Here is a 20,484-nt window from a genome sequence, read left to right as displayed (position 1 = left end):
TCAGAGGATACTGCTCTGATTTTTTTGTTTCTCATGAGTTGATTTTTAACCGTACAAGTTAACTACAACTCCATTGTTTTCTTTTATAAGTCATTCTAAAATAAAGATGAAAGGGGAGATAAAGGTGGAAATGAATATCGGACCAATCATAATGGCGAAGCGTAAGGAAAAAAAGGTGACTCAACAGGAGTTAGCTAATTTTATAGGAGTTTCGAAGGCCTCAGTATCAAAATGGGAGACCAGCCAAACCTATCCTGATATTACTTTACTTCCGCTTTTGGCGGCGTATTTTGATATCACGATCGATTCACTGCTAACCTATGAACCGCAATTAGATAATCACGAGATTCAACGTATTTATGCGAGGTTGAAGGAGTCATTAGAAACAAAATCACCAGAGGATGTTTTAGCAACCATTCGTAGTTTTGTTCGGCGTTATTATTCTTGCTATCCATTCGTTTTACAAATGGGAATGTTTTTATTGAATCATGCAGATTTACTTCCAGGAGAGGAAAAAATTAAAACGTATACCAAAGAAGCACAGGATTTATTCATTCATGTTCGAACACAAGCAAAAGATCCAGATTTAATTACACAAGCATTAAAATATGAGGCCTATACAGCTCTTAATTTACAGGAGTTTGATCAAGTTTTATCGATTCTTGGAGATCAGGTTCCCGTTTTATTTCCAATCGAAAGCTTAATCGCTGCAGCTCAACAGCAGAAAGGTGAATCAAAACAGGCTGTTCTTACTCTTCAAAGTGCCATTTATCAATATACGACTGTCTTTTTAAGCTTCTTAACTAATTATCTTCAACTGGTGATTGATGACCCTGATAAGTTTTCTGAGACCGTTTCGAGAGGTAAGAGCTTCGAAAAATTGTTCAATTTTCAAGAGATGCACCCTGTTGCGTTGATGAATTTTCAATTATCGGCCACTTTTGGCTATGCACAAATGGAAGATGAGACTGCCGCACTTGAGATGCTGCAAGAGTTTGTTGAGGTTTTACAAGGAACAACATTTCCGGTTGTTCTTCATGGTGATGATTACTTTGATCAAATCGATGAATGGCTTGAATACTTAGAAATTGGAAATCAGTTACCAAGAGATTCAATGAAGGTCAAAGAGGGGTTGTTGGAAATGGTAATAAATAATCCTACGTTTGCACAGTTCGAGGATCAGGAGCAAGTGCAAGAAATTTTTACTAAACTTCGATCTATTAGAGAGCAGGATGTGACTGAGAATGAATAATTTTGATTTTCTTAAAGAGAACTTACCTATTTTTGTTCCACTAGTTATTTTGGAATTAATCTTAATGATTACTGCAGTTCGACATGTTTTGAAGCACCCGCACTATCGTTTTGGTAACCGAGCTGTCTGGTTATTAATCGTTATCTTGATTCAAATTATTGGTCCGGTGATCTATTTTGTTTTTGGAAAAGAGGAGGATCAATGAGCATTTTAGAGCTGAAGCAGGTCACCAAAAGGTTTGGGTCAAAAAAAGTCTTAGATAATTTAAATCTAACGGTACCCACTGGCTCGATTTTCGGCTTTGTGGGAGAAAACGGAGCTGGAAAAACAACTACGATGAAAATGATTTTAGGTTTAGAGGAGATGACTAGTGGAGAAATTCTAGTTAACGAATTGCCTGTAGTTTTTGGCGATAATCAAACAAATCTTTTGACTGGGTATTTACCAGATGTTCCAGAGTTCTATGATTATATGTCTGCTCAAGAATATTTAAGATTTTGCGGAGAGATCACTGGTTTATCAAAAAAGCAATTAAAGGAAAAAGTTCCTGAGATTCTATCATTGGTGGGCTTAAAGCTGGATAAACGTAAAATTAAAGGTTACTCAAGAGGGATGAAACAGCGTTTGGGAATCGCTCAGGCTTTATTAAACGATCCCAAATTATTGATCTGCGATGAGCCAACTTCGGCCTTAGATCCAAGCGGTCGGAATGACTTTCTAGAAATGTTGGCGAACCTAAGGGGGCGGATGACCATTTTGTTTTCTACCCATATTTTGGGTGATGTCGAACGAATATGTGATTATGTTGGTATTTTAGATCAAGGAAGACTAGCCGTTAGCGGCTCATTGGATGAATTAAAGCAGCAATATGCTAAAAATCAGATAGAAATTGAATTTTCGCATGAGGCTGATCTAAAGATATTTACAAGTAAGTTGTCAGAATTAAGAAACAAGGGTGTTCTGAAAGATTTTTCCTTTGATCCATCAAAGAACTTACTTATTTTGTCATATACACAGGCGTATGAAGAGGTGGCACCATTGGTTTTCCGAATATTTGAAAGCTGTCAGATATTCCCTAATACAATTAAAAAGATTGATCCATCACTTGAAACAATTTTCTTGGAGGTGGTTCAATGAAGAATTTGTATTTTTTTACAAAAAAGGAATTGTTTGAATGTTGGCGAACATCACGCTTTTTGATTCTAGTCATTATTTTTCTCATTTTTGGTTTAATGAATCCATTGCTAGCAAAACTAACACCAGAAATTGTAAAGATGACAATTGGCGATGCATTGGCTAGTACAATTCCCAAACCCACATCTATCGATTCTTGGACGCAGTTTTTTAAGAATCTTACACAAATCGGGATGATCGTTTTAGCTTTGATGTTTAGTGGTACGGTCAACAACGAGATTAATAAAGGAACTCTTATTAATTTAGTGACGAAAGGGTTGCGCCGTTGGGTGATTATCGTTGGGAAAATGATTAGTTTGTTTTTTCAATGGAGCATTTGTTTTCTGCTAACTTTTCTTGTTACCTGGGGCTACACGGCGTATTATTTTCCGGATAACAAGAGCATACAGCTCTTTCAAGCCGTTTTTCCATTGTGGATTTTTGGTTTATTATTACTAAGCCTTGTTCTTTTATCATCAACCATTATGCGGAATAGTTATGAAGGGTTGATTTTGACTGGCGGTATAATTGTGATTTTAGTCTTAATCAATCTATTTGATAAGCTGAAATATTACAATCCGATCTCGCTGGTCACACAAAACCTTAACTTCCTGCAAGGAACAGTAGATATTCAAAAATACTTGCCAGCGATACTAATAAGTATTCTATTTTTTGCACTGGCAACTTTACTCAGTATACAAATTTTTAATAAGAAGAAATTGTAATTTTTTGGGACCTAACTATGTAAATTAGGCCTCTTTTATTGTTTTTGAAAGAAAATAGTAGGAGCGTAAGATTCAAAATTAACCATGATTTAGAACTATAGCAGTTAAATCAAAATCAGAAAAAATAATACACTATTAGAAAACTGATTACAAAAAAACACCAACAAAATGTCGGTGTCTTGATTAGTTAAATAAATAGATAAATGACAGAATAGATGTAATATGCCAGTAACAGCAAAGCGACAACGCAAGAAAATTTTGAGAAAAAACCTCCGCGTTTAGGGCTGGTGGATTGACGCGATTGTCTTCGTGTCATTTCAGTTATATCAACATCAACTGTTTTTGGTTTTTTTGATCCACCCAGAAGCACAACTGCTAGTAAATCGATAAAAATTAGGCCCTGTAAAATGATACTGACGATAAAAATAATTTGATCACCTTTAATCATTCTAAACAGGAACAAGATAATCATCAAGAGATCGAATAGTAATGTTAGTAAAAGCGCCATAACAAAGCTCCTTCAAATTGGTTAGAATAAACAAGCTTTATTATAGCATACTACTAACGAAAAAAATTACGAATTATTTATGAAAGATTCACACAAAGACATCAATCATGGTGTTTGAAAAAGGTGTAGATCATCCAATATACCATAAAAGTGACAAGTGATATAAACATTAAAAAGGCTAATGTCCAAGCTCCTTCAACTGGTTGGTAATGATGATAATTCATAAGTAAATAAATGCACAAAAAAGTCGGGGTCAAAGAAAAATATAAATGAATCAATACTCGATCTTTTTTGAATAAGTAAAAATAGATGATAGTCATTAAAAAAAAGATCAAATAAATGATCCATGATACTGCATCACCAATATCCATGAACTCCCCTCCTTCATAAATAATTATATCAGAATACGGACTCCAATAAATAACAATAAAATGAGAAACAATTAGCTTTATTAATGAGAAAATACCATTTTAATTTTCATTCAAAGATTCTTATTAATACATGTTTTTTGACAGTTATGTTCTTCCTTTAATTTTAAAAAAATCAAAGAAACTGGTAAAACATTGTTATTTAACAATTTTTACGATCCAATACTAAATAAAAGAATTTTACATTGTGATTAATTTTTGTTACTTTATATAAAGAGAGGTAAGAAATAAAATATTAAATGTAATCGTTAATTAATGGTTAAAACAGGGGGATGACATGGATTATAAAAAGCTATTATGTAGTGTGATGTTGCTAGGGAGTTTTGGAACCTCGACCTTAGTTGCTTATGGAGAAGAAAAAACAGACTTTACCAGTATACAGGAGAGTTCAAGTACTATCAATTCTTCTAGTTCTACAGTAAAAACGGACGATTCAATTTCACAAGAAGCTGATTCTGGATTAGTGAACTCAGATACGACATCGTCTTCGAATGAACAAACCGAGTCAAGTAGTGAAAGCGGCGCGGTAGATGAAGAGGAATACGATGCTCAAGGAAACTTACAATTTCATCATCCAGTTCGATTTGAGGATTTTACTTTAGAACCGCCTGCGTTTAGAAGTGCACGATCAGCTGTGAATACACAACAAGCTTTTATCAATCAAATAGCTCCGTCTGCTAAGACATTAGCAAGCGCAAATAACTTATATGCTTCAGTAATGATTGCACAAGCAATTGTTGAAAGCGGTTGGGGGAGTAGTACGCTTTCAAAAGCTCCTAACTATAATTTATTTGGCATCAAAGGAACCTACAATGGACAATCAGTAACGATGAAAACACAAGAATGGAGTGAAAAAGAAGGTTGGTATTGGATTGATGCTAAGTTTAGAAAATATCCTTCTTATAAAGAATCTTTGGGTGATAATGTAACGATCCTCAAAACTACTTCTTTTTCATCTGGTAATTACTATTACTCAGGCGCGTGGAAGAGTAACACAAAGTCATACAAAGATGCGACTGCGTGGTTAACTGGAAGATATGCGACAGCACCAAATTATGGCAGTACATTGAATAGTATTATTCAGAGTTACAACTTAACACAATATGATACTGGTAGTAGTACATCAACACCACAACCTGTTCAAACCAATGCAATGTATCGTTTGTACAATCCGAATAGCGGCGAACATTTTTATACAGCGAGTGTCGCCGAACGTGATACAGTCAAAAAGGCGGGGTGGCGGTATGAAGGCATCGGTTGGCAAGCGCCTAAAAGCGGAACCCCTGTTTATCGATTATACAATCCTAACGCTGGCGATCATCATTACACACCGCACGCATACGAAAAAAATGATTTAATCAAAAAGGGTTGGCGTTACGAAGGGATTAGCTGGTATTCTGGTGGAAGCAAGCCACTTTACCGTTTGTATAATCCAAATGCTAAAGCAGGTGCACATCATTATACACTTCTTCAAAGTGAGCGGAATAATCTGATAAAGCATGGCTGGCGTAATGAAGGAATAGGTTGGTACGGACAGTAATCAAAGAATTTAAATAGATATTTGAGTAGCTTTCAAGAGTTAGATTTTCTCAACTAACTTTTGAAAGCTATATTTATATCATCAAATATAGGTTTAAAGTTGAGGTATATAGCTGATTAATAATCCTCTGTGATAAACACTCACCTTTTAGAAAATTGATACCTGAAAAAGGAGTGGGTCATACCACTCCTTAAAAGTCTAACATTGTAAGTTGAAAATTTCGCTATTCAGCATCAGTTATTTCGGAAATTACAAAAAAGCTATGAAGGCTATCGATTGAGTATTCATATTTTTTGCTTATTTCACAAAGTATTTGCTGGTTAGATTTAATTATATGCTCGTTTCCTTCATATAAAGTATCCGTTGGAAGATGAATTTCAAACGATTTTTTGTTGTCTAATACCAATGGTTTTTCAAAGAAATATCCAGCAATCTTTTTCATGAGAATTACTCCTTTTCTATTATTTTGTTATATATTACATCATTGATGTAAGTGAAACCAGAATTAAGCTCTATAACAGTTGTAATTTAAATCCACCTCAAAAGTGCAATTCCTAAAACACCTGTTAAGACAATTTTCATAAGATCCTTGGTTCGAATTCCAACGATCAACGCAGGTATACAAGCAAGGACTTCGGGGAAACGCAAAGTTGGAAAATGCCCCGCTTGATAATTTAGAAGACTTTGCATTAGTAATGCTGTTAATATCGTCATAGGAAGATAGCTTAAAAATTTTTCAAGTATAGGCGGTAAAGTGATTGCCTTAGTAAGTATAAAAGGTAAGACTCGTGGCACCCAAGTAACTATAGCACAGCCCAAAAGTGTAAGCAGATAATAATTATTATTCATCCTTCATCAACACCCCCGTGAAGCAACCAGAAAGTGTTGCTAAAATGACAGATAATTCAGCAGATATAAACCGCATCAGAAGAAAAAGACTGATGATTGTAACTATTAAAATAGTTATCGTCTTGTTTTTTTGTTTCATTAAAGGTAATTGAATCTGAAAGAGAAATAGGCCTAAAAACATCGCAGTTAATGCAAAGTCGAATCCGAATATCGTAGGATCAGGAATGAAATTGCCTAATAATGCACCAATCACAGTTGAAAGTATCCATACAAGGTAAGCGGTTAAATTTAATCCGTGCATCCAGTTACTTGAGACTTTCTTTTCTTGTGCTAGAGTAGTCATTAATACACCGTAAGATTCATCGGTTAATAAGGTTCCGATCGCAATCCCATTTAGTAAAGAGTCCTCCTTGAAGTAATGAGCAACAGAAAGACTCATGAGTAAATGTCGGAGATTCACAAGAAAAACAGTGAATACGATTGATAGAATGGGGGCACTTAACAAAAGCAATCCACATAAGATAAACTGAGCACTTCCAGCGTATACTAAGGTAGACATCATAAAAATTTGCCAAATGGCTAAATGAGCAGATTTCCCCACGATACCCATCGCAATACCTATACCTAGATATCCCATGACTGTGGGTAAACAAGCCTTGACTCCGTCTGAAAAACTATTGGTTTGTGTTATACGATTATCCATCTGCTCACCTCTCATTTTGTTTTAATCATATTAGACTAAAAGCAATAAAAAAACAAGAGGGTTAGTAAGCGAAAAAAGAGCAACAAACCTAAAAGCAAAGATATATAAGCTAATTAGGAAGTTTCTGCTCAATTTATTTTACCATAAAATTATTAGGGATAAATCTAAATAAATTATTTATTTAAGTAAATAACCTAAAAATATTTGTAATGAGGGTTTAGCCTTTATTTTTCTTAAAAGATATAGATGATGTATAATGAAGAAAAGGGAGGCGTTATCAATGAAAGAAAGTTATAAAAAAATACTTGTCGCAGTAGATGGTTCAACCTCATCAACAAACGCATTTAATGAAGCGCTAAATGTAGCTGAACGAAATGATGCGAAGCTCTTTATACTTACTGTAGTTGATTTCAAATTTTCAATCGGTGATCCAGCGTTTATCAATGATGCTCTTAAATTTCATCTAAATAATGCTGAAATTGAATTGGAGCAATTAGTTGCTAATTCCAAAGTGAGTCGTTTAGACTATGAAACAAAGATTGATTCAGGTAATCCTAAACGTAAGATTATTGATTACGCGTTGGAAAATCAAGTAGATCTTATAATGTTGGGGGCAACAGGCAGAGGTGCAGTAGAACAGGCGATAGTCGGTTCTACGACAGCATATGTAGTAAACCACGCCAACTGCAATGTTATGGTAGTGAGGTCTTAAATCGATATATTTATAATAAAAAAAGTTTTTGCCTCGATAGAAGCAAAAACTTTTTTTATTGGGATAGTAGGGCTCGAACCTACACTTACCTGATTCAGAGTCAGGCGCCTTACCAGTTTGGCCATATCCCAATGAGAACAGAAAGAATTATAACGCTAGTTTTTCAATTCTTCAACTAAATTGTCTCGCCTATTTTTTTCCAGCCCTTTTCAAAGCTGCTAAGACAATATTTCCATCCGCAAATCCCAAATTAATTTTGATAACTTCATTATCAAAAATTAAAGACAGTCGAATACCATTTAATTTCTTTTTACCGCGGATTTCTTTGCATTGATAAAGATTGTATTTATATGCTTTTTGCTTACTTAACACATATAGTGTATTGCCGGAAATTCCATAAGCACTCAAACCCTCCTGTTTCTTTAGGTTTTCATATTTGTGGAAACCAATAAAAGAAAAGGAAAAGGTTGTTTTAGGAAATGCGTGAAGAAAATTGTTAAACAACTGAGTGCCTTTGTCTTCACTTGTATTATAATTAATTCCGTATGTTTTGGTAAATTGATAAAGTTCATTTGCAGTGTTCATAATAACCTCGCTTTTTTGATAGCTTTAGTATAATTGTTTCTTTTAATAGAAACAATCATTTATCGTGTGAAGCGGCGGGCATTGATGAATTCTGAAACGGCCATGGTGATAAGTAGAAACCCAAATAGTTGAAAAAGAATCATCATGCTGCTAAATGGATTAAATAAAAGGAAAAAACCAGCAATGATCATTAGGGCGCTATAGATGATCTGACCTGTAACAGGAAAGCCATCGCGTTTAGCAGTCCAACTTTGCATGAATTGACTAATTGCAAATATCAGGATAATGAATCCTAAAAACATTGGCAAAATACTGACAATCCCTTTAGAGAACCAAAGAACGACAAAAGCGACAAGCACTCGCATAATACCACTAGTCGTCTCAAATCCGATGTTTCCTGTATATTTTTTTGTTCTCAAGCCGCGGATAATCTGTAAAATTCCAAAAATTAATAAATAGAAGAAAATGATGTAGATAATTCCCCTAAAGACGCTTCGTGGCGAGAATAATATAGCGATTCCAAGGATGAGATAACAAACGCTTCTCAAATATCCATACTTTTTAATCGAATCAATAAAATTTGACATAAAATATCACTCCTTACTAATAATTTTACCCGATTTGACGTCTTTTTGCTAATGAAGTGAAAAATTCGATTGTAAACCATTCCATACTTCGGTATAATGCGAATAACATTGATCCAAAAGCTAGACGAACAAATGAATGTCGATACTGGAGGGCTTACTTATGAATGAAGAAGAAATTGAGCTTGGAAGAAATTATCGTTGCCATCCGATTGGTTTCGAAGAATGTGTAGAAGGCGAAGTCATTTCAAAAATGACGAATTGCGCAGTGGTTCGTATTAACCAATGCGAAGAGGTAGATCAAGAGCAACGAGATGACAAATCTAACATGGTCGTGGTAAAATATTCTAATTTCATTCCAAGTTAGAAGGCGGTTCTTTTGAATATATTAACATTGTTATTGGGAATTTTTACGGTTGTTTTGTATGTCTTTTTATGGGTGGCACGCAAGGATATCGTTATTCCGGTTTTTAAACGTCGCAAGCAATATCCATTTTATGTTTTCTTGGCGCTGTTGATTGTATGGATCGGATTTAGTAGTTGGCAAGATATAAATGGGCGTACACAAACGATTTTAGCTGCATTAGTAATGTTAAGTTTTTTGTTGGACAAAAAGGGATTTACAGAAGAAAGTTTAGTTCTTTTTGGGTTGGACAATCGCGGAATTCCGTTAAATGAAATCGAGCGGGTGGTTTTGTTTCAAGAAGATAATGGATTAATCAAACTTAATTATTTTCGTAAACAGCGTCGCGGACCGATTTTAACTTTTGATTATCCATTAACTGAGCTTGTTGTTTTCCTCTCGACGCACCTCAATGAAGGCAGCACATTAGAAATCTTGACTAAGGATGATCAAGACAAAAATGGAAAATAAATAGGCAACGCTGAAACAAAATCAGCATTGCCTATTTTTTATTTATTGCGAATTAATGGAAAACGCGGAAACGTTCGTCATCAGCTAGGAATTCTTTTTCGTTGGCTTCGCCTTCTTTAGAGCCAAAAACTAATTGAGAACGTAATTGCCAATTAGCTGGAATATTCCATTCTTCAGCAACAGCATCGTCAATCACTGGATTGTAATGTTGTAGGTTTGCACCTAGTCCTGCAGAGTTTAATGCAGTCCAGGTATTTGCTGTTGCAATACCATTTGATTGTTCAGCCCAGTCAGGGAAATTATCAGCATACAAGGCAAATTGTTCTTGCAGATTTTTCACAGTATCTGTTTCTTTAAAGAACATAACAGTTCCGTAAGCGTTACGGAAGCTGGCAATTTTAGCTTGTGTGTTAGGAAAAGCTTCTGCTGGAGTTAACGGCTTCAAAGCTTCTTCTACGATATTCCATAATTTTTCATGAGCGTTTCCAAATAGAATCACCGCACGAGGTGATTGTGCATTAAAAGCCGTTGGGCTATTTTTAACAGCATCTTTAATTAATGTTGTGATTTCTTCTTCAGATAATTTAACGTCATGTCCTAATGAGTAAAATGAACGACGATCCTTCAATGATTCTAAAAATTGTGACATAATAATTTCCACCTTTTCTTGTTTTGTTCTTGTTGACAAAAACTACTTTATCATCTTACTAAAAGTAAGGAAAGAAATATGCTCGCGAAAAAAATAAATTTTTTTATAGGGGAGTAGATAGCTACGATTAAACAGGTAACAATATGATAAACTATTATTATGAATGTAAATAGATGGAGGCTCACAAATGAATATGAAAGAGATAGGCAAAACTGTTCTTTGGTTTTTAATACTGGGAGCAATTTTGATTGGATTGCGTCATTTTGTTTTTACTCCTGTAGTCGTTAAAGGGGATTCAATGGATCCGACGCTGATTGATGGTGAGCGTGTCATTGCTTTAAAAAATACGGAGATCAAGCGTTTTGATATTGTGACTTTTCCAGCACCAGATGATCCAGGGAAAAACTATATCAAACGTGTTATTGGTTTACCTGGAGATACCATCGAGTACAAAAATGATGAACTCTACATCAATGGCAAAGAGTATGAAGAACCATATTTAGATGAGTTTAAAGGGGAATTAGAAGATGATCAACCATTGACCTCTGACTTCACTTTAAATGACCTGTTTGGAGCAGAAAAAGTTCCTGAAGGAGAGTTATTTGTTTTGGGTGATAATCGTCGGATTTCAAAAGATAGTCGGATTATTGGAATGATCAAAGAAAAAAATATAATGGCTGATGTAAAATTTGTTTTCTGGCCGTTAGATCGATTTGGCACTGTGGACTAGCAAAACTGCTAGTCTTTTTTGTCAGTTTCGATAATAGCAATAAAGATATATGCCTATTGTATCTAAATTATTTTTTTGAAGTGTTCCTTGATTAGTAAAATATTTTATTTTGAAAATAGTCCCCCTGTGGTTGCTTTACAGACTTGTTTCAATCATGCGAAGATTTAAATGAACTGTTATAATATATAGGTAACATAATTTGAAGAAATGAGGGGAAACGATGCCATTACAATTTTTGTTAGGTGCTGGACAAAATGACGCGAAAGAACGTATGGTTCAGAAGGCGCAAGCTTGGTTAGAGCAAGATCCGACGAATCGTGTGTTTTTCTTAGTCCCCAATTACAATAAATTCGAACAAGAAATCAGTCTTTTATCAGCAATGAAACAGAATACTAAAAATGTGGAATTTAGTACAATTCGCACGCAAGTTTTTAGTTTTCAACGTCTGGCTTGGTTCTTTTTACAACGTGATGGTCAGATACCAGGGAATGTGTTGTCTGAAGCTGGTAATGCAATGATTTTAAGGAAAATTCTCCATGAGCGGCGAGAGGAATTAACGATTTTTCGCGGAGAAGTAAATAAGACTGGTTTTATTCAGCAATTAGTTAGCTTCTATCAAGAAATGCAAATTGGGAATGTTACAGTTGAAGATTTAGATGAAAATGGAAACGACATAGATCAGGTATTAAAATTGCAGGACTTGAAGAAGGTATTTGCCGCCTACGAAGAAGCCTTGCTAAATTATCAGGTAACGAATGATGATACTTTGCTGCTATTACAAGCTTATTTGAGTGAGCAAAATCTTTCCAATACTCTTTTTATCGTTAGTGGCTTTACGCGCTTTAATGCTCGTGAGTTAAGTGTGCTGAATACGTTGATGAGTTGTGGAGAGCTATTTGTGTCGCTGGAATTAGATCGGCCTTATCCAAATGAAGAACCAAATCCATTGAATTTATTTGCTGATCCTGGAAAAACGTATTTTCAGTTAAAACGCAGTGCGGATGCACAACAAATACCTGTTCGTCCTGATCAATTTGCGCGAATGAATCAAACTGTTTTCAATCAGATCGGTGATTTTTGGGCAAATCAGAAAAAAGTTGATTTATCCCAAACAAATCAACTTAAGCTAACGAAATATGCTACAGTTGCAGAAGAAATCCGCAAGATTGGCGAAGAGATTCGACGTTTAGTCAGGGATGAAAAATACCGCTATAAAGATATTCAAATTTTGATGCGAAATCCGAACGTTTATAATAGCGTTTTGCCTGATTTGTTTCAAAAAATGGCTATTCCTTTTTACTTAGATGAAACACAGGAAATGGCGGCACATCCATTGATTGAATTCTTACAAGCGTTGTTTTTAATCGACAATTATAATTATCGAATTAATGATGTTTTTCGAATGCTGCGAACAGAACTTTTTGCTCCCTTTGATTGGCAGCCAGAAACGTGGTATTTAGCGCAGCAGAAATATAGAGAAAAGATTGATCAAACAGAAAATGTTTGTCTAGCTTACAACTTTCGCGGGAGTGCTTGGACAAGATCCGCAGATTGGGAGTTCGTTGATTACGACTTTGAAGCAGACGTCTTTAATGATGCGAAACAACTAGAGGAAACAACAAATGACGTTCGCCGTTCTGTACAGCAATTATTGCCAGCATTCTTCGAGAAAATTAAGGGAGCAGAGAATGGACTTACAGCAGCGGCAACTTTTTATCATTTTCTAGAAGAAAGTGGTGTGAAGCGTCAATTGTTATTTTGGCGCGATCAGGAAGTTGCTAAAGGAAATCTTGATAAGGCTCGTAATCATGAGCAAACATGGCAAGCTTTGCTTGATCTTTTAGACGAATATGTATTGATTTACGGGGCAGATGCATTTGATTGGGAAATTTTTCAAGATATCTTCTTGGCTGGGTTAATGAATTTAACTTACGGAAAAATTCCAACAGCGATTGATCAAGTTCGAGTGAATGATTTAGAGCTGGCACGGGTGGATCAAATGAAAGTCACCTTTGCAATTGGACTAAACAATAATGACTTTCCGGCTCGCTTCGATGATAAGGGATTATTGTCGGCGGAAGAGCGCTCCGCTTTTAATCAAAATCTACCAGAAGGGAAATTTTTGCCTGAAAGCAATAGCTCTAAAGTGAATCGTGAACCATTCTTAGCTTATTCGGTCTTTCTATCTGCAACTGAAAAACTGTATTTAAGTGTTTCCACAACGGTGGATGGCGAAAAAAAATTGGAGATCTCATCTTTCTTAAGACAATTAAGTCAAGGATTGAATATACCAGTCAAAGAAAATCAGCCATTAAGACTAACAAGCGCGCCTGAGGATCATTTAGGTTCTATGCGGACATTACTTTCGGATCTGATTGCTTTGAATCGTTACGCACAAGATGAAAATCGAGCGTTCTTACCAGCTTGGCGGGAGCTTCAGAAGTTTATTCAAAATAGTTCACTAGCTCCAATGGCTCAGCGTGTCTTTAAGAGTCTCCAGGATCTTAATGTCCCTCGAGATCTTTTACCCGAAACAGCAGAACAGTTATATGGAAAAAATCTCTATGTTTCAGTTTCTCGAATCGAGAATTTTTATAATTGCCAGTACAAGTATTTCGCAAATTTTGGTCTTGGATTAAAAGAGCGGACTGTCTACGGATTAACACCGGCTGCTGCTGGAGATTTTTACCACGAAGCGTTAGATCATTTCTTCCGCATACTAAAGGAACAAGGACTTCGTTTGGCTGAATTGAATGAAGCAGAACGTAATCAATTGGCTGATGAAGTATTGAAGAAAATCTTCGGCGAATTGAAATTTGCGATTCTATCAAGTTCGGCACGAATGAATTATATTCGCTATCAATTGTCACGAACAATCCAAAAGGTTAGCTGGGGTTTAGTCCAGCAAGGAACACGAACGAAATTTGAACCGCAACAAACGGAAATTATTTTTGGTTCTATTGGAGGACAAAATGGAATCCCCGGTATCAACCTGCCATTATCAAATGGTGGAAAAGTTGCAATTCGGGGGAAAATTGATCGCCTAGATCAGCTTGAAAGTAATGAGAGTGATTGGCTTAGCGTGATTGACTACAAATCAAGTCCTCATAGTTTTAATGTTGCTGATGCGTACTATGGCATCGCGTTACAATTGATTACTTACTTGGATGTTGCGGTGACTGATTTTAGTGAAGCTAAAGGTAAGGAAATCAAACCAGCGGGAGCTTATTATCTGCATGTCCATAATCCAGTTTTAAAAGACTCTAAAAGTATTGAGAAAGATATGCTGAAGGCCTATCAATATGACGGATTATTTGCGAAGGAGCCTGAGCTTTACGATCAATTAGATCAAAGTTTACAAGAAAAAGAGAGCTCTCTTTTATTTCCAATTAAAAAAGATAAAAATGGACAAACAGTCATCGTGTCGCAATCTAAAGATAAGTTTTACGACCTATCTGAAATTGATATTTTGCGTCAATACAATCGAGAAAAAATTCAAAAGGCCGGAAACCAAATTGTTTCTGGTGAGATAAAATTAAATCCAACTTACAAGGATAACCAACGGATTGCGTGTCAATACTGTCCTTTCCGGAGTGTTTGCAAATTTGATGCGATGTTGAAGGAAAATAATTATCATCGTCTAGAAAAACTTTCGAAGGAAGAAGTCTTGAAACGAATGGAGGAAGAACTACATGACAATTAATTTTTCAATCCCTCCTAAAGCTCCAAATGAAATGTACACTGATTCTCAGTGGCAAGCTATTTATGATCAAGGAACCAATCTTTTGGTTTCGGCTTCTGCCGGCTCAGGGAAAACAGCAGTTCTGGTGCGGCGTGTGATCGAAAAAATCAAGCGCCAGCAGCTTTCAGTTGATCAACTTTTAGTTGTTACCTTTACTGAAGCTGCTGCCACCGAAATGAAGGAACGAATTCAATCAGCATTGCAAGAGGCGATCAATGAGGAAACAGATCAAAAATTAAAGAATCATTTTACTCATCAATTAACTTTGTTACCGATGGCAAACATTTCAACATTGCATTCCTTTTGTTCGAAAGTCATTCAACGTTTTTTCTATTTGATTGACTTAGATCCGAGTTACCGAATGCTGACAGATGACACAGAGACAATTTTGTTAAAAGAAGATGTTTGGGACGAGCTGCGAGAAACTTTCTATGAGGAAAATCAAGAAATCTTTTACCGGTTGACGGAGAACTTTTCAAATGACCGCAGCGATAGCGGCTTAGAGGATTTGATTCTCTCGATGTATGAGTTTGCTCGTGCAAATCCTGAACCTTTCGATTGGTTGGATGGCTTAGTAGAAAATTATCGCGTGGAGAATTTAGTTGATTCCGAGTTATATCGTAAGTTGATTCGTCCACAAGTCCTGAATAGTTTACAAGAAATCAAGCAAACATATCAATGGATGATTGCTGCTAGTCAAGGTACAGAGGAATTACAAAAAATCACTGAGTTAGCTCAAAATGAGCAGCTTATCACGCAACAGATCGAAGAATTATTAATCGGAGACGATTTAGATGCTACCTACACCATCTTTGAACAGCTTAAATTCACTACCTATCCATCGCCACGAAAAAAGGAAATTAAGGAGCTCTATGGTGACGTAATTGTTGAATGTAAAAATTATCGTGATCAAGCAAAACAAATGCTAACAAAGATTAAGGAAATGTATTTTACTGTTTCACCAGAAGAACAAGTAGAACGATTGCAAGAAGCTTTACCGATCGTGGATGAACTTGTCCGGGTAGAAAAACGTTTTATTGAAGAATACTCAGCAAAAAAACGAGAAAAAGGCATGCTAGATTTTAATGATTTAGAGCATTTTACCTTACAAATACTCCGAACTGACGTTAATGGTAGTAAACCAGCAGAGACTTACTATCGTCGCCGATTTACGGAGGTTTTAGTTGACGAATACCAAGATATTAATCAACTTCAGGAGACGATCTTGCAGCAACTTAGTACCGTGGAACCAGGTAATCTATTTATGGTAGGGGATGTTAAACAATCAATTTATGGTTTCCGTTTAGCTGATCCGACACTTTTTATCCAAAAATATCATGATTTTGCTGATGAAGACGGTGGACGACGGATAATTTTGGCAGAAAACTTTCGTTCCCGTAAGGAAGTCTTGGACTTCACGAATTTAGTTTTCAGTCAATTAATGGATCAGTCGGTTGGACAAATTGAGTACGATAAACAGGCGGAATTGATTAATGGCTTTACGGCATTTCCTGAAACTGAAAACTTCGCACCTGAATTATTAATTTACCAGAAGAATGGTGACGTGCCTGAATGGATTGAAGACAAAGCCATGGGTGAAATTTTTATGACTGCTGCGAAAATTCGCGAGTTGATTGATCATGGTTTTGAAATTTATGATAAAAAAGACAAAGCGATGAGACCAGCGCGCTATGAGGATATCGTCTTGCTGACGCCAACAAAAAATAATAATTTGACAATTTTGGAAGTATTTAAGCAGTTGGGAATCCCGCTTTCGATCAATGATACACAAAATTATTTTCAATCGACTGAACTGCGAGTGATGATTTCTTTGTTACAAATCATTGATAATCCGTATCAGGATATCCCACTTGCTGCAGTCTTACGCTCACCGATTGTTGGATTACAAGAAGAAGAGTTGGCTCAGGTTCGACTGGCGTTGCCGCAAAAAGAGTATTATCAAGCAGTTAAGGCTTATATTCAGAACAAGGAGGATGCTACTGCTAAGAAATTATCGGATTTTCTTTCGCAATTAAATGACTGGCGTGAGTTTGCACGGCGAGAAGCATTAGCCGATTTATTAGTAAAAATTTATGATGAGACGGCTTATCTAGACTATGTGTTAGGAATGCCTGCTGGACAACAACGTCATGCTAATTTACTAGCTTTGATTGAACGAGCAAAAGATTATGAACGCAGTAGTTTTCGTGGGTTGTATCAATTTATTCGGTTTATTGAGAAAATGCAGGAAAAAGATAAAGATTTAGGAGAACCGCCAACAGAAGAAGCACAGGATGCAGTCCGCGTAATGACGATTCATGGAAGCAAAGGTCTTGAATTTCCGATTGTTTTTTTAATGGATATGAGTAAAAGCTTTAATGTACAGGATACTCGAAGGAATTATGTTTTTGATGAACGATTGGGTCTGGGCGTAAAACTGTTGACACCAGAAGATCGTATTCGAAAAGACACGTTACTCTTCCAGACGGTTAAACAAAAAAATCTAAATAAATTACTATCTGAGGAAATGCGAAAATTGTACGTTGCTCTAACGCGAGCAGAACAAAAGCTGTACCTTGTTGGTTCTTATGATGACGAAGCTTCTGCCTACAAAACATGGAGTAAAGCAGCATTGAATGAAAATCTAGTCTTAGATGCGGGGCTGCGAAATGGACAGAATGATAGTTTCTTTGATTGGGTGGGGATGACGCTATTCAGGCATCCACTGATGGACAATTACCAAAAGGAATATGTAGTCAATCAACTTCCTGAAATCAAAAAACATCCAGCGAAATTTAAAGTAGATTTTGTCGATCCTCAACTTATTGCCGAAACGGTGCAGGGGTATCTTCCAGAAATTAAAACGCTGGAAATACCGCAAGGAGCAATTAATATTCAACCTTTAAAGCAGCGATTATTGTTCAAATATCCTTATCCTGAGGCAACAAAGACAACCAGCTATCAGTCGGTCTCAGAGTTAAAGCGATTGTACGATGATCCTGATAATCGAGAAACTTTGGATATTTCGCCTACACAGACACAATATCGTTTTACCGAAACGGAGTTGGGTGAACCCAAGTTTTTAGCTACTAAAAAAGAAATATCTGCTTCAGAAATCGGAACGGCAACTCATTTAGTGATGCAGCTGCTGCCACTACATGAAAATCTAGAGAAAAAAATGATTGAAGATTTGATCAATGATTTGGTTAAACGCAAAACCCTGACACAGGAGATCGCTGATAGAATTTCGATCGATAATATTATGCATTTTTTGAATTCTGATGTGGGAGATTTTGTTATTAAAAATGCTGACCATTTACATCGTGAAGAACCTTTTGCGATGCTGTTACCAGCAGATCAATTATTCAAAGACTATCAAAACCAAGATGAGATTCTTATTCATGGGATCATTGATGGTTATTTAGAATTTGATGATAAAATCTTTTTATATGATTTGAAGACGGATTATTATACTCCTGAAAGAGAAAAACAATTAACAGATCGTTACCGTGGACAATTGCATTTGTATAAGGATGCCTTGGAGAAGGCTAAACAAAAACCAGTTAAGGCTGCCTATCTCGTCTTTCTACGAGGGAAGAAGACAATAGATTTATTAAAAACTTTTTAGAGGTAGGCAAGATGTACTTATAAAAGGTAAGTGATGTGCTATACTCTGTCTATCGAGGTGAGAATTATGGAACAAATAGAAGTAATGGACTTTTCACTCTGTCCGAAATTTGAGAAAGGATTTCAAATTTTAGGCAAAAAATGGAACGGTTTGATTATTGATGTATTGTTAGAAGGCGGGCCTCAAAGATTTGTCGATATTGCTGCGAAGATTTCCGATGTCAGCGACCGAGTGTTAACAGAACGACTAAAAGAACTTGAATCAGAAGGCATTGTTGGACGTGTGGTTGCTTGTGGAAGCCAAAAACGCATGGATTATTGCCTAACGGAAAAAGGCGAAGCTTTGAAAAATGTGATGAATGAGATTCATCGCTGGGGTGACACTTGGATTACAAACGAAGAATGTAGTTGATAAATCTTTAAATTTCTTGTAGTATTGGATTAGTCAATTGAATAGTTTAAAAAGCGTTGATAGAAAAGAGTAGTCTTTTTACGTCTTAAAGGGAGTGTCTGTCACTGACTGGAAGCAGACTAAGAAAGAAAAAGATGAAGTTCACTTCTGGAGCTTGTCGAAAGACCGGCATAGCCGTTAAAGTGTGAAGAGCGTCAATTCAATTGGCGAATTAGGATGGTATCGCGAGACCTCGTTCCTTTGTTGGAACGAGGTCTTTTTTTGTTTTTTAATTATTTTTGAATCAATCATCGGATACAAGTGAGTTGTTCTCACTTTAGCAATAGGGAAAGGAAGAAAACAATGAGTTTACAAGAACAATTAGAAGAATTGAAAAGTCAGACGTTAGCCAAAATTGAAGCGGCAAAAGAGCTTGCTGCTGTAGAGACAATTCGTGTAGAAACGCTAGGAAAAAAAGGGCCGATCACTGAGGTATTACGTGGAATGCGTGATCTTTCAGCGGAGGAACGTCCAAAAGTTGGTGCGTTTGCCAATGAAATCCGTGATATGCTAACGAGTGCAGTGGAAAAACGAAAGGCCGAGCTAACAGAGCTTGCTTTAGAAAAAAAGCTGACAGAGGAATCTTTAGATGTTACTTTACCAGGAAAGCAAGTCCCTCATGGTTCGCGTCATGTGCTGACTCAAATTATGGAAGAGATTGAAGATACATTTGTTGGTATGGGGTATCAAGTAATTGAAGGAACAGAGGTTGAATCGGATCACTATAATTTTGAACGAATGAATTTGCCAAAGGATCATCCGGCACGTGATATGCAAGACACGTTCTATATTTCTGATGATCTATTATTGCGTACCCATACTTCGCCAGTCCAAGCTCGTACGATGGAAAAACATGACTTTTCTAAAGGTGCATTACGAATGATCTCTCCAGGAAAAGTATTCCGTCGAGATACCGATGACGCCACTCACAGCCATCAATTCCATCAAATTGAAGGACTAGTCGTTGATAAGGGTATCACCATGGGAGACTTGAAGGGGACCCTCGAGGTATTATTAAAGGAATTATTTGGCGCTGATCGTAACATTCGTTTACGCCCAAGTTATTTTCCGTTTACTGAACCATCCGTTGAAGTTGATGTGAGCTGTTTCAAGTGTGGCGGTAAGGGCTGTAATGTCTGCAAACACACAGGCTGGATTGAGATTCTCGGAGCCGGTATGGTTCATCCAGATGTACTGGAAATGTCTGGAATTGATTCAAAAGAGTATTCAGGTTTTGCTTTTGGTTTAGGACCAGACCGAATCGCAATGCTGCGTTACGGTGTCAATGATATTCGAAATTTTTATTCAAACGATGTTCGTTTCTTGGAACAATTCAAGGGGGAGTAAGTAGC

General features: G+C 36.4%; 21 protein-coding genes, 1 tRNA gene and 1 other annotated feature. Of the genes, 13 read left to right on the top strand and 9 right to left on the bottom strand.

From position 1 onward, the window contains the following. The first annotated feature begins 106 nt into the window (after nucleotides 1-106). Genes AUF14_RS06690 through AUF14_RS06675 form a run of 4 tightly spaced genes read left to right on the top strand, consistent with a single transcriptional unit; the run spans nucleotide 107 to nucleotide 3,150 of the window. Nucleotides 107-1,252, top strand: a complete 1,146-nt coding sequence (locus tag AUF14_RS06690) for a helix-turn-helix domain-containing protein (RefSeq protein ID WP_227656330.1) — start codon at nucleotides 107-109, stop codon at nucleotides 1,250-1,252. After that, a complete protein-coding gene (locus AUF14_RS06685) occupies nucleotides 1,245-1,457 on the top strand; it encodes a PLDc N-terminal domain-containing protein (protein WP_049220204.1) in 213 nt (70 codons plus the stop codon). The genes AUF14_RS06690 and AUF14_RS06685 overlap by 8 nt, the downstream gene beginning before the upstream one ends. Then, complete coding sequence (locus AUF14_RS06680) at nucleotides 1,454-2,389, top strand: ABC transporter ATP-binding protein (RefSeq protein WP_049220202.1); 936 nt, start codon at nucleotides 1,454-1,456, stop codon at nucleotides 2,387-2,389. Before AUF14_RS06685 ends, AUF14_RS06680 begins: the two co-directional genes overlap by 4 nt. Further along, the gene (locus AUF14_RS06675; protein WP_049220199.1) at nucleotides 2,386-3,150 is read left to right on the top strand and encodes an ABC transporter permease subunit; all 765 of its coding nucleotides are present in this window, start codon (nucleotides 2,386-2,388) and stop codon (nucleotides 3,148-3,150) included. The genes AUF14_RS06680 and AUF14_RS06675 overlap by 4 nt, the downstream gene beginning before the upstream one ends. 187 nt (nucleotides 3,151-3,337) lie before the next feature. Here the strand turns inward: AUF14_RS06675 and AUF14_RS06670 are convergent, their stop codons facing one another. Further along, a complete protein-coding gene (locus tag AUF14_RS06670; protein WP_016180121.1) occupies nucleotides 3,338-3,658 on the bottom strand; it encodes a hypothetical protein in 321 nt (106 codons plus the stop codon). Nucleotides 3,659-3,759: 101 nt separating this feature from the next. After that, on the bottom strand, nucleotides 3,760-4,029 hold the full coding sequence (locus AUF14_RS06665; protein ID WP_016180122.1) for a hypothetical protein: 270 nt from the start codon (nucleotides 4,027-4,029) through the stop codon (nucleotides 3,760-3,762). 334 nt (nucleotides 4,030-4,363) lie between these two features. On the opposite strand from AUF14_RS06665, the gene AUF14_RS06660 reads away from it, so the two are divergent. Further along, nucleotides 4,364-5,626: a glycoside hydrolase family 73 protein gene (locus tag AUF14_RS06660; RefSeq protein ID WP_016180123.1), complete on the top strand. Its 1,263-nt coding sequence runs from the start codon at nucleotides 4,364-4,366 to the stop codon at nucleotides 5,624-5,626. Nucleotides 5,627-5,849: 223 nt separating this feature from the next. Here the strand turns inward: AUF14_RS06660 and AUF14_RS06655 are convergent, their stop codons facing one another. From AUF14_RS06655 to AUF14_RS06645, 3 genes are all read right to left on the bottom strand, one after another. Beyond that, nucleotides 5,850-6,068, bottom strand: a complete 219-nt coding sequence (locus tag AUF14_RS06655) for a hypothetical protein (protein ID WP_016180124.1) — start codon at nucleotides 6,066-6,068, stop codon at nucleotides 5,850-5,852. An 86-nt stretch (nucleotides 6,069-6,154) separates the two neighbouring features. After that, entirely contained in the window at nucleotides 6,155-6,475 is a 321-nt protein-coding gene (locus AUF14_RS06650) for an AzlD domain-containing protein (RefSeq protein ID WP_034877034.1), read from the bottom strand. Beyond that, nucleotides 6,468-7,178, bottom strand: coding sequence for an AzlC family ABC transporter permease (locus AUF14_RS06645; protein WP_016180125.1), 711 nt, complete (start codon nucleotides 7,176-7,178; stop codon nucleotides 6,468-6,470). Before AUF14_RS06645 ends, AUF14_RS06650 begins: the two co-directional genes overlap by 8 nt. A gap of 280 nt (nucleotides 7,179-7,458) precedes the next feature. Here AUF14_RS06645 and AUF14_RS06640 point away from each other — a divergent pair, with 280 nt between their 5' ends. Then, the gene (locus AUF14_RS06640) at nucleotides 7,459-7,890 is read left to right on the top strand and encodes a universal stress protein (RefSeq protein WP_016180126.1); all 432 of its coding nucleotides are present in this window, start codon (nucleotides 7,459-7,461) and stop codon (nucleotides 7,888-7,890) included. Nucleotides 7,891-7,948: 58 nt separating this feature from the next. Here the strand turns inward: AUF14_RS06640 and AUF14_RS06635 are convergent. From AUF14_RS06635 to AUF14_RS06625, 3 genes are all read right to left on the bottom strand, one after another. After that, nucleotides 7,949-8,021, bottom strand: a tRNA-Gln gene (locus AUF14_RS06635). A 58-nt stretch (nucleotides 8,022-8,079) separates the two neighbouring features. Beyond that, the gene (locus tag AUF14_RS06630) at nucleotides 8,080-8,475 is read right to left on the bottom strand and encodes a hypothetical protein (protein ID WP_016180127.1); all 396 of its coding nucleotides are present in this window, start codon (nucleotides 8,473-8,475) and stop codon (nucleotides 8,080-8,082) included. A gap of 59 nt (nucleotides 8,476-8,534) precedes the next feature. Further along, nucleotides 8,535-9,062 (bottom strand): HdeD family acid-resistance protein, encoded by a 528-nt coding sequence (locus tag AUF14_RS06625; protein WP_016180128.1) that lies wholly within the window; start codon nucleotides 9,060-9,062, stop codon nucleotides 8,535-8,537. A gap of 160 nt (nucleotides 9,063-9,222) precedes the next feature. Between AUF14_RS06625 and AUF14_RS06620 the strand changes: the two genes are divergently transcribed. Together AUF14_RS06620 and AUF14_RS06615 are read left to right on the top strand one after the other, a co-directional pair. Further along, entirely contained in the window at nucleotides 9,223-9,426 is a 204-nt protein-coding gene (locus AUF14_RS06620) for a hypothetical protein (RefSeq protein WP_016180129.1), read from the top strand. A 12-nt stretch (nucleotides 9,427-9,438) separates the two neighbouring features. Further along, entirely contained in the window at nucleotides 9,439-9,933 is a 495-nt protein-coding gene (locus tag AUF14_RS06615) for a hypothetical protein (RefSeq protein ID WP_016180130.1), read from the top strand. 52 nt (nucleotides 9,934-9,985) lie between these two features. Here AUF14_RS06615 and AUF14_RS06610 read toward each other — a convergent pair whose 3' ends face one another. Next, nucleotides 9,986-10,582: a nitroreductase family protein gene (locus tag AUF14_RS06610; protein WP_016180131.1), complete on the bottom strand. Its 597-nt coding sequence runs from the start codon at nucleotides 10,580-10,582 to the stop codon at nucleotides 9,986-9,988. A gap of 187 nt (nucleotides 10,583-10,769) precedes the next feature. Here AUF14_RS06610 and lepB point away from each other — a divergent pair, with 187 nt between their 5' ends. From lepB to pheS, 5 genes are all read left to right on the top strand, one after another. After that, complete coding sequence (lepB, locus tag AUF14_RS06605) at nucleotides 10,770-11,312, top strand: signal peptidase I (RefSeq protein ID WP_016180132.1); 543 nt, start codon at nucleotides 10,770-10,772, stop codon at nucleotides 11,310-11,312. A gap of 220 nt (nucleotides 11,313-11,532) precedes the next feature. Then, nucleotides 11,533-15,015 (top strand): PD-(D/E)XK nuclease family protein, encoded by a 3,483-nt coding sequence (locus tag AUF14_RS06600; RefSeq protein ID WP_102865959.1) that lies wholly within the window; start codon nucleotides 11,533-11,535, stop codon nucleotides 15,013-15,015. Then, a complete protein-coding gene (gene addA / locus AUF14_RS06595) occupies nucleotides 15,005-18,682 on the top strand; it encodes a helicase-exonuclease AddAB subunit AddA (protein ID WP_049218200.1) in 3,678 nt (1,225 codons plus the stop codon). The genes AUF14_RS06600 and addA overlap by 11 nt, the downstream gene beginning before the upstream one ends. Nucleotides 18,683-18,748: 66 nt before the next feature. Beyond that, nucleotides 18,749-19,093, top strand: coding sequence for a winged helix-turn-helix transcriptional regulator (locus tag AUF14_RS06590; protein WP_049218202.1), 345 nt, complete (start codon nucleotides 18,749-18,751; stop codon nucleotides 19,091-19,093). 47 nt (nucleotides 19,094-19,140) lie between these two features. Next, nucleotides 19,141-19,336: a binding site (T-box leader), on the top strand. A gap of 99 nt (nucleotides 19,337-19,435) precedes the next feature. Then, entirely contained in the window at nucleotides 19,436-20,479 is a 1,044-nt protein-coding gene (pheS, locus tag AUF14_RS06585) for a phenylalanine--tRNA ligase subunit alpha (RefSeq protein ID WP_102865958.1), read from the top strand. Nucleotides 20,480-20,484 lie beyond the last annotated feature (5 nt).

The organism is Enterococcus avium (assembly GCF_002891025.1).
GTDB classification, from domain to species: Bacteria; Bacillota; Bacilli; order Lactobacillales; family Enterococcaceae; genus Enterococcus_A; species Enterococcus_A avium.
Note: the sequence above shows the minus strand (reverse complement) of the source record. Positions and strands in the feature narration are given on the sequence as shown.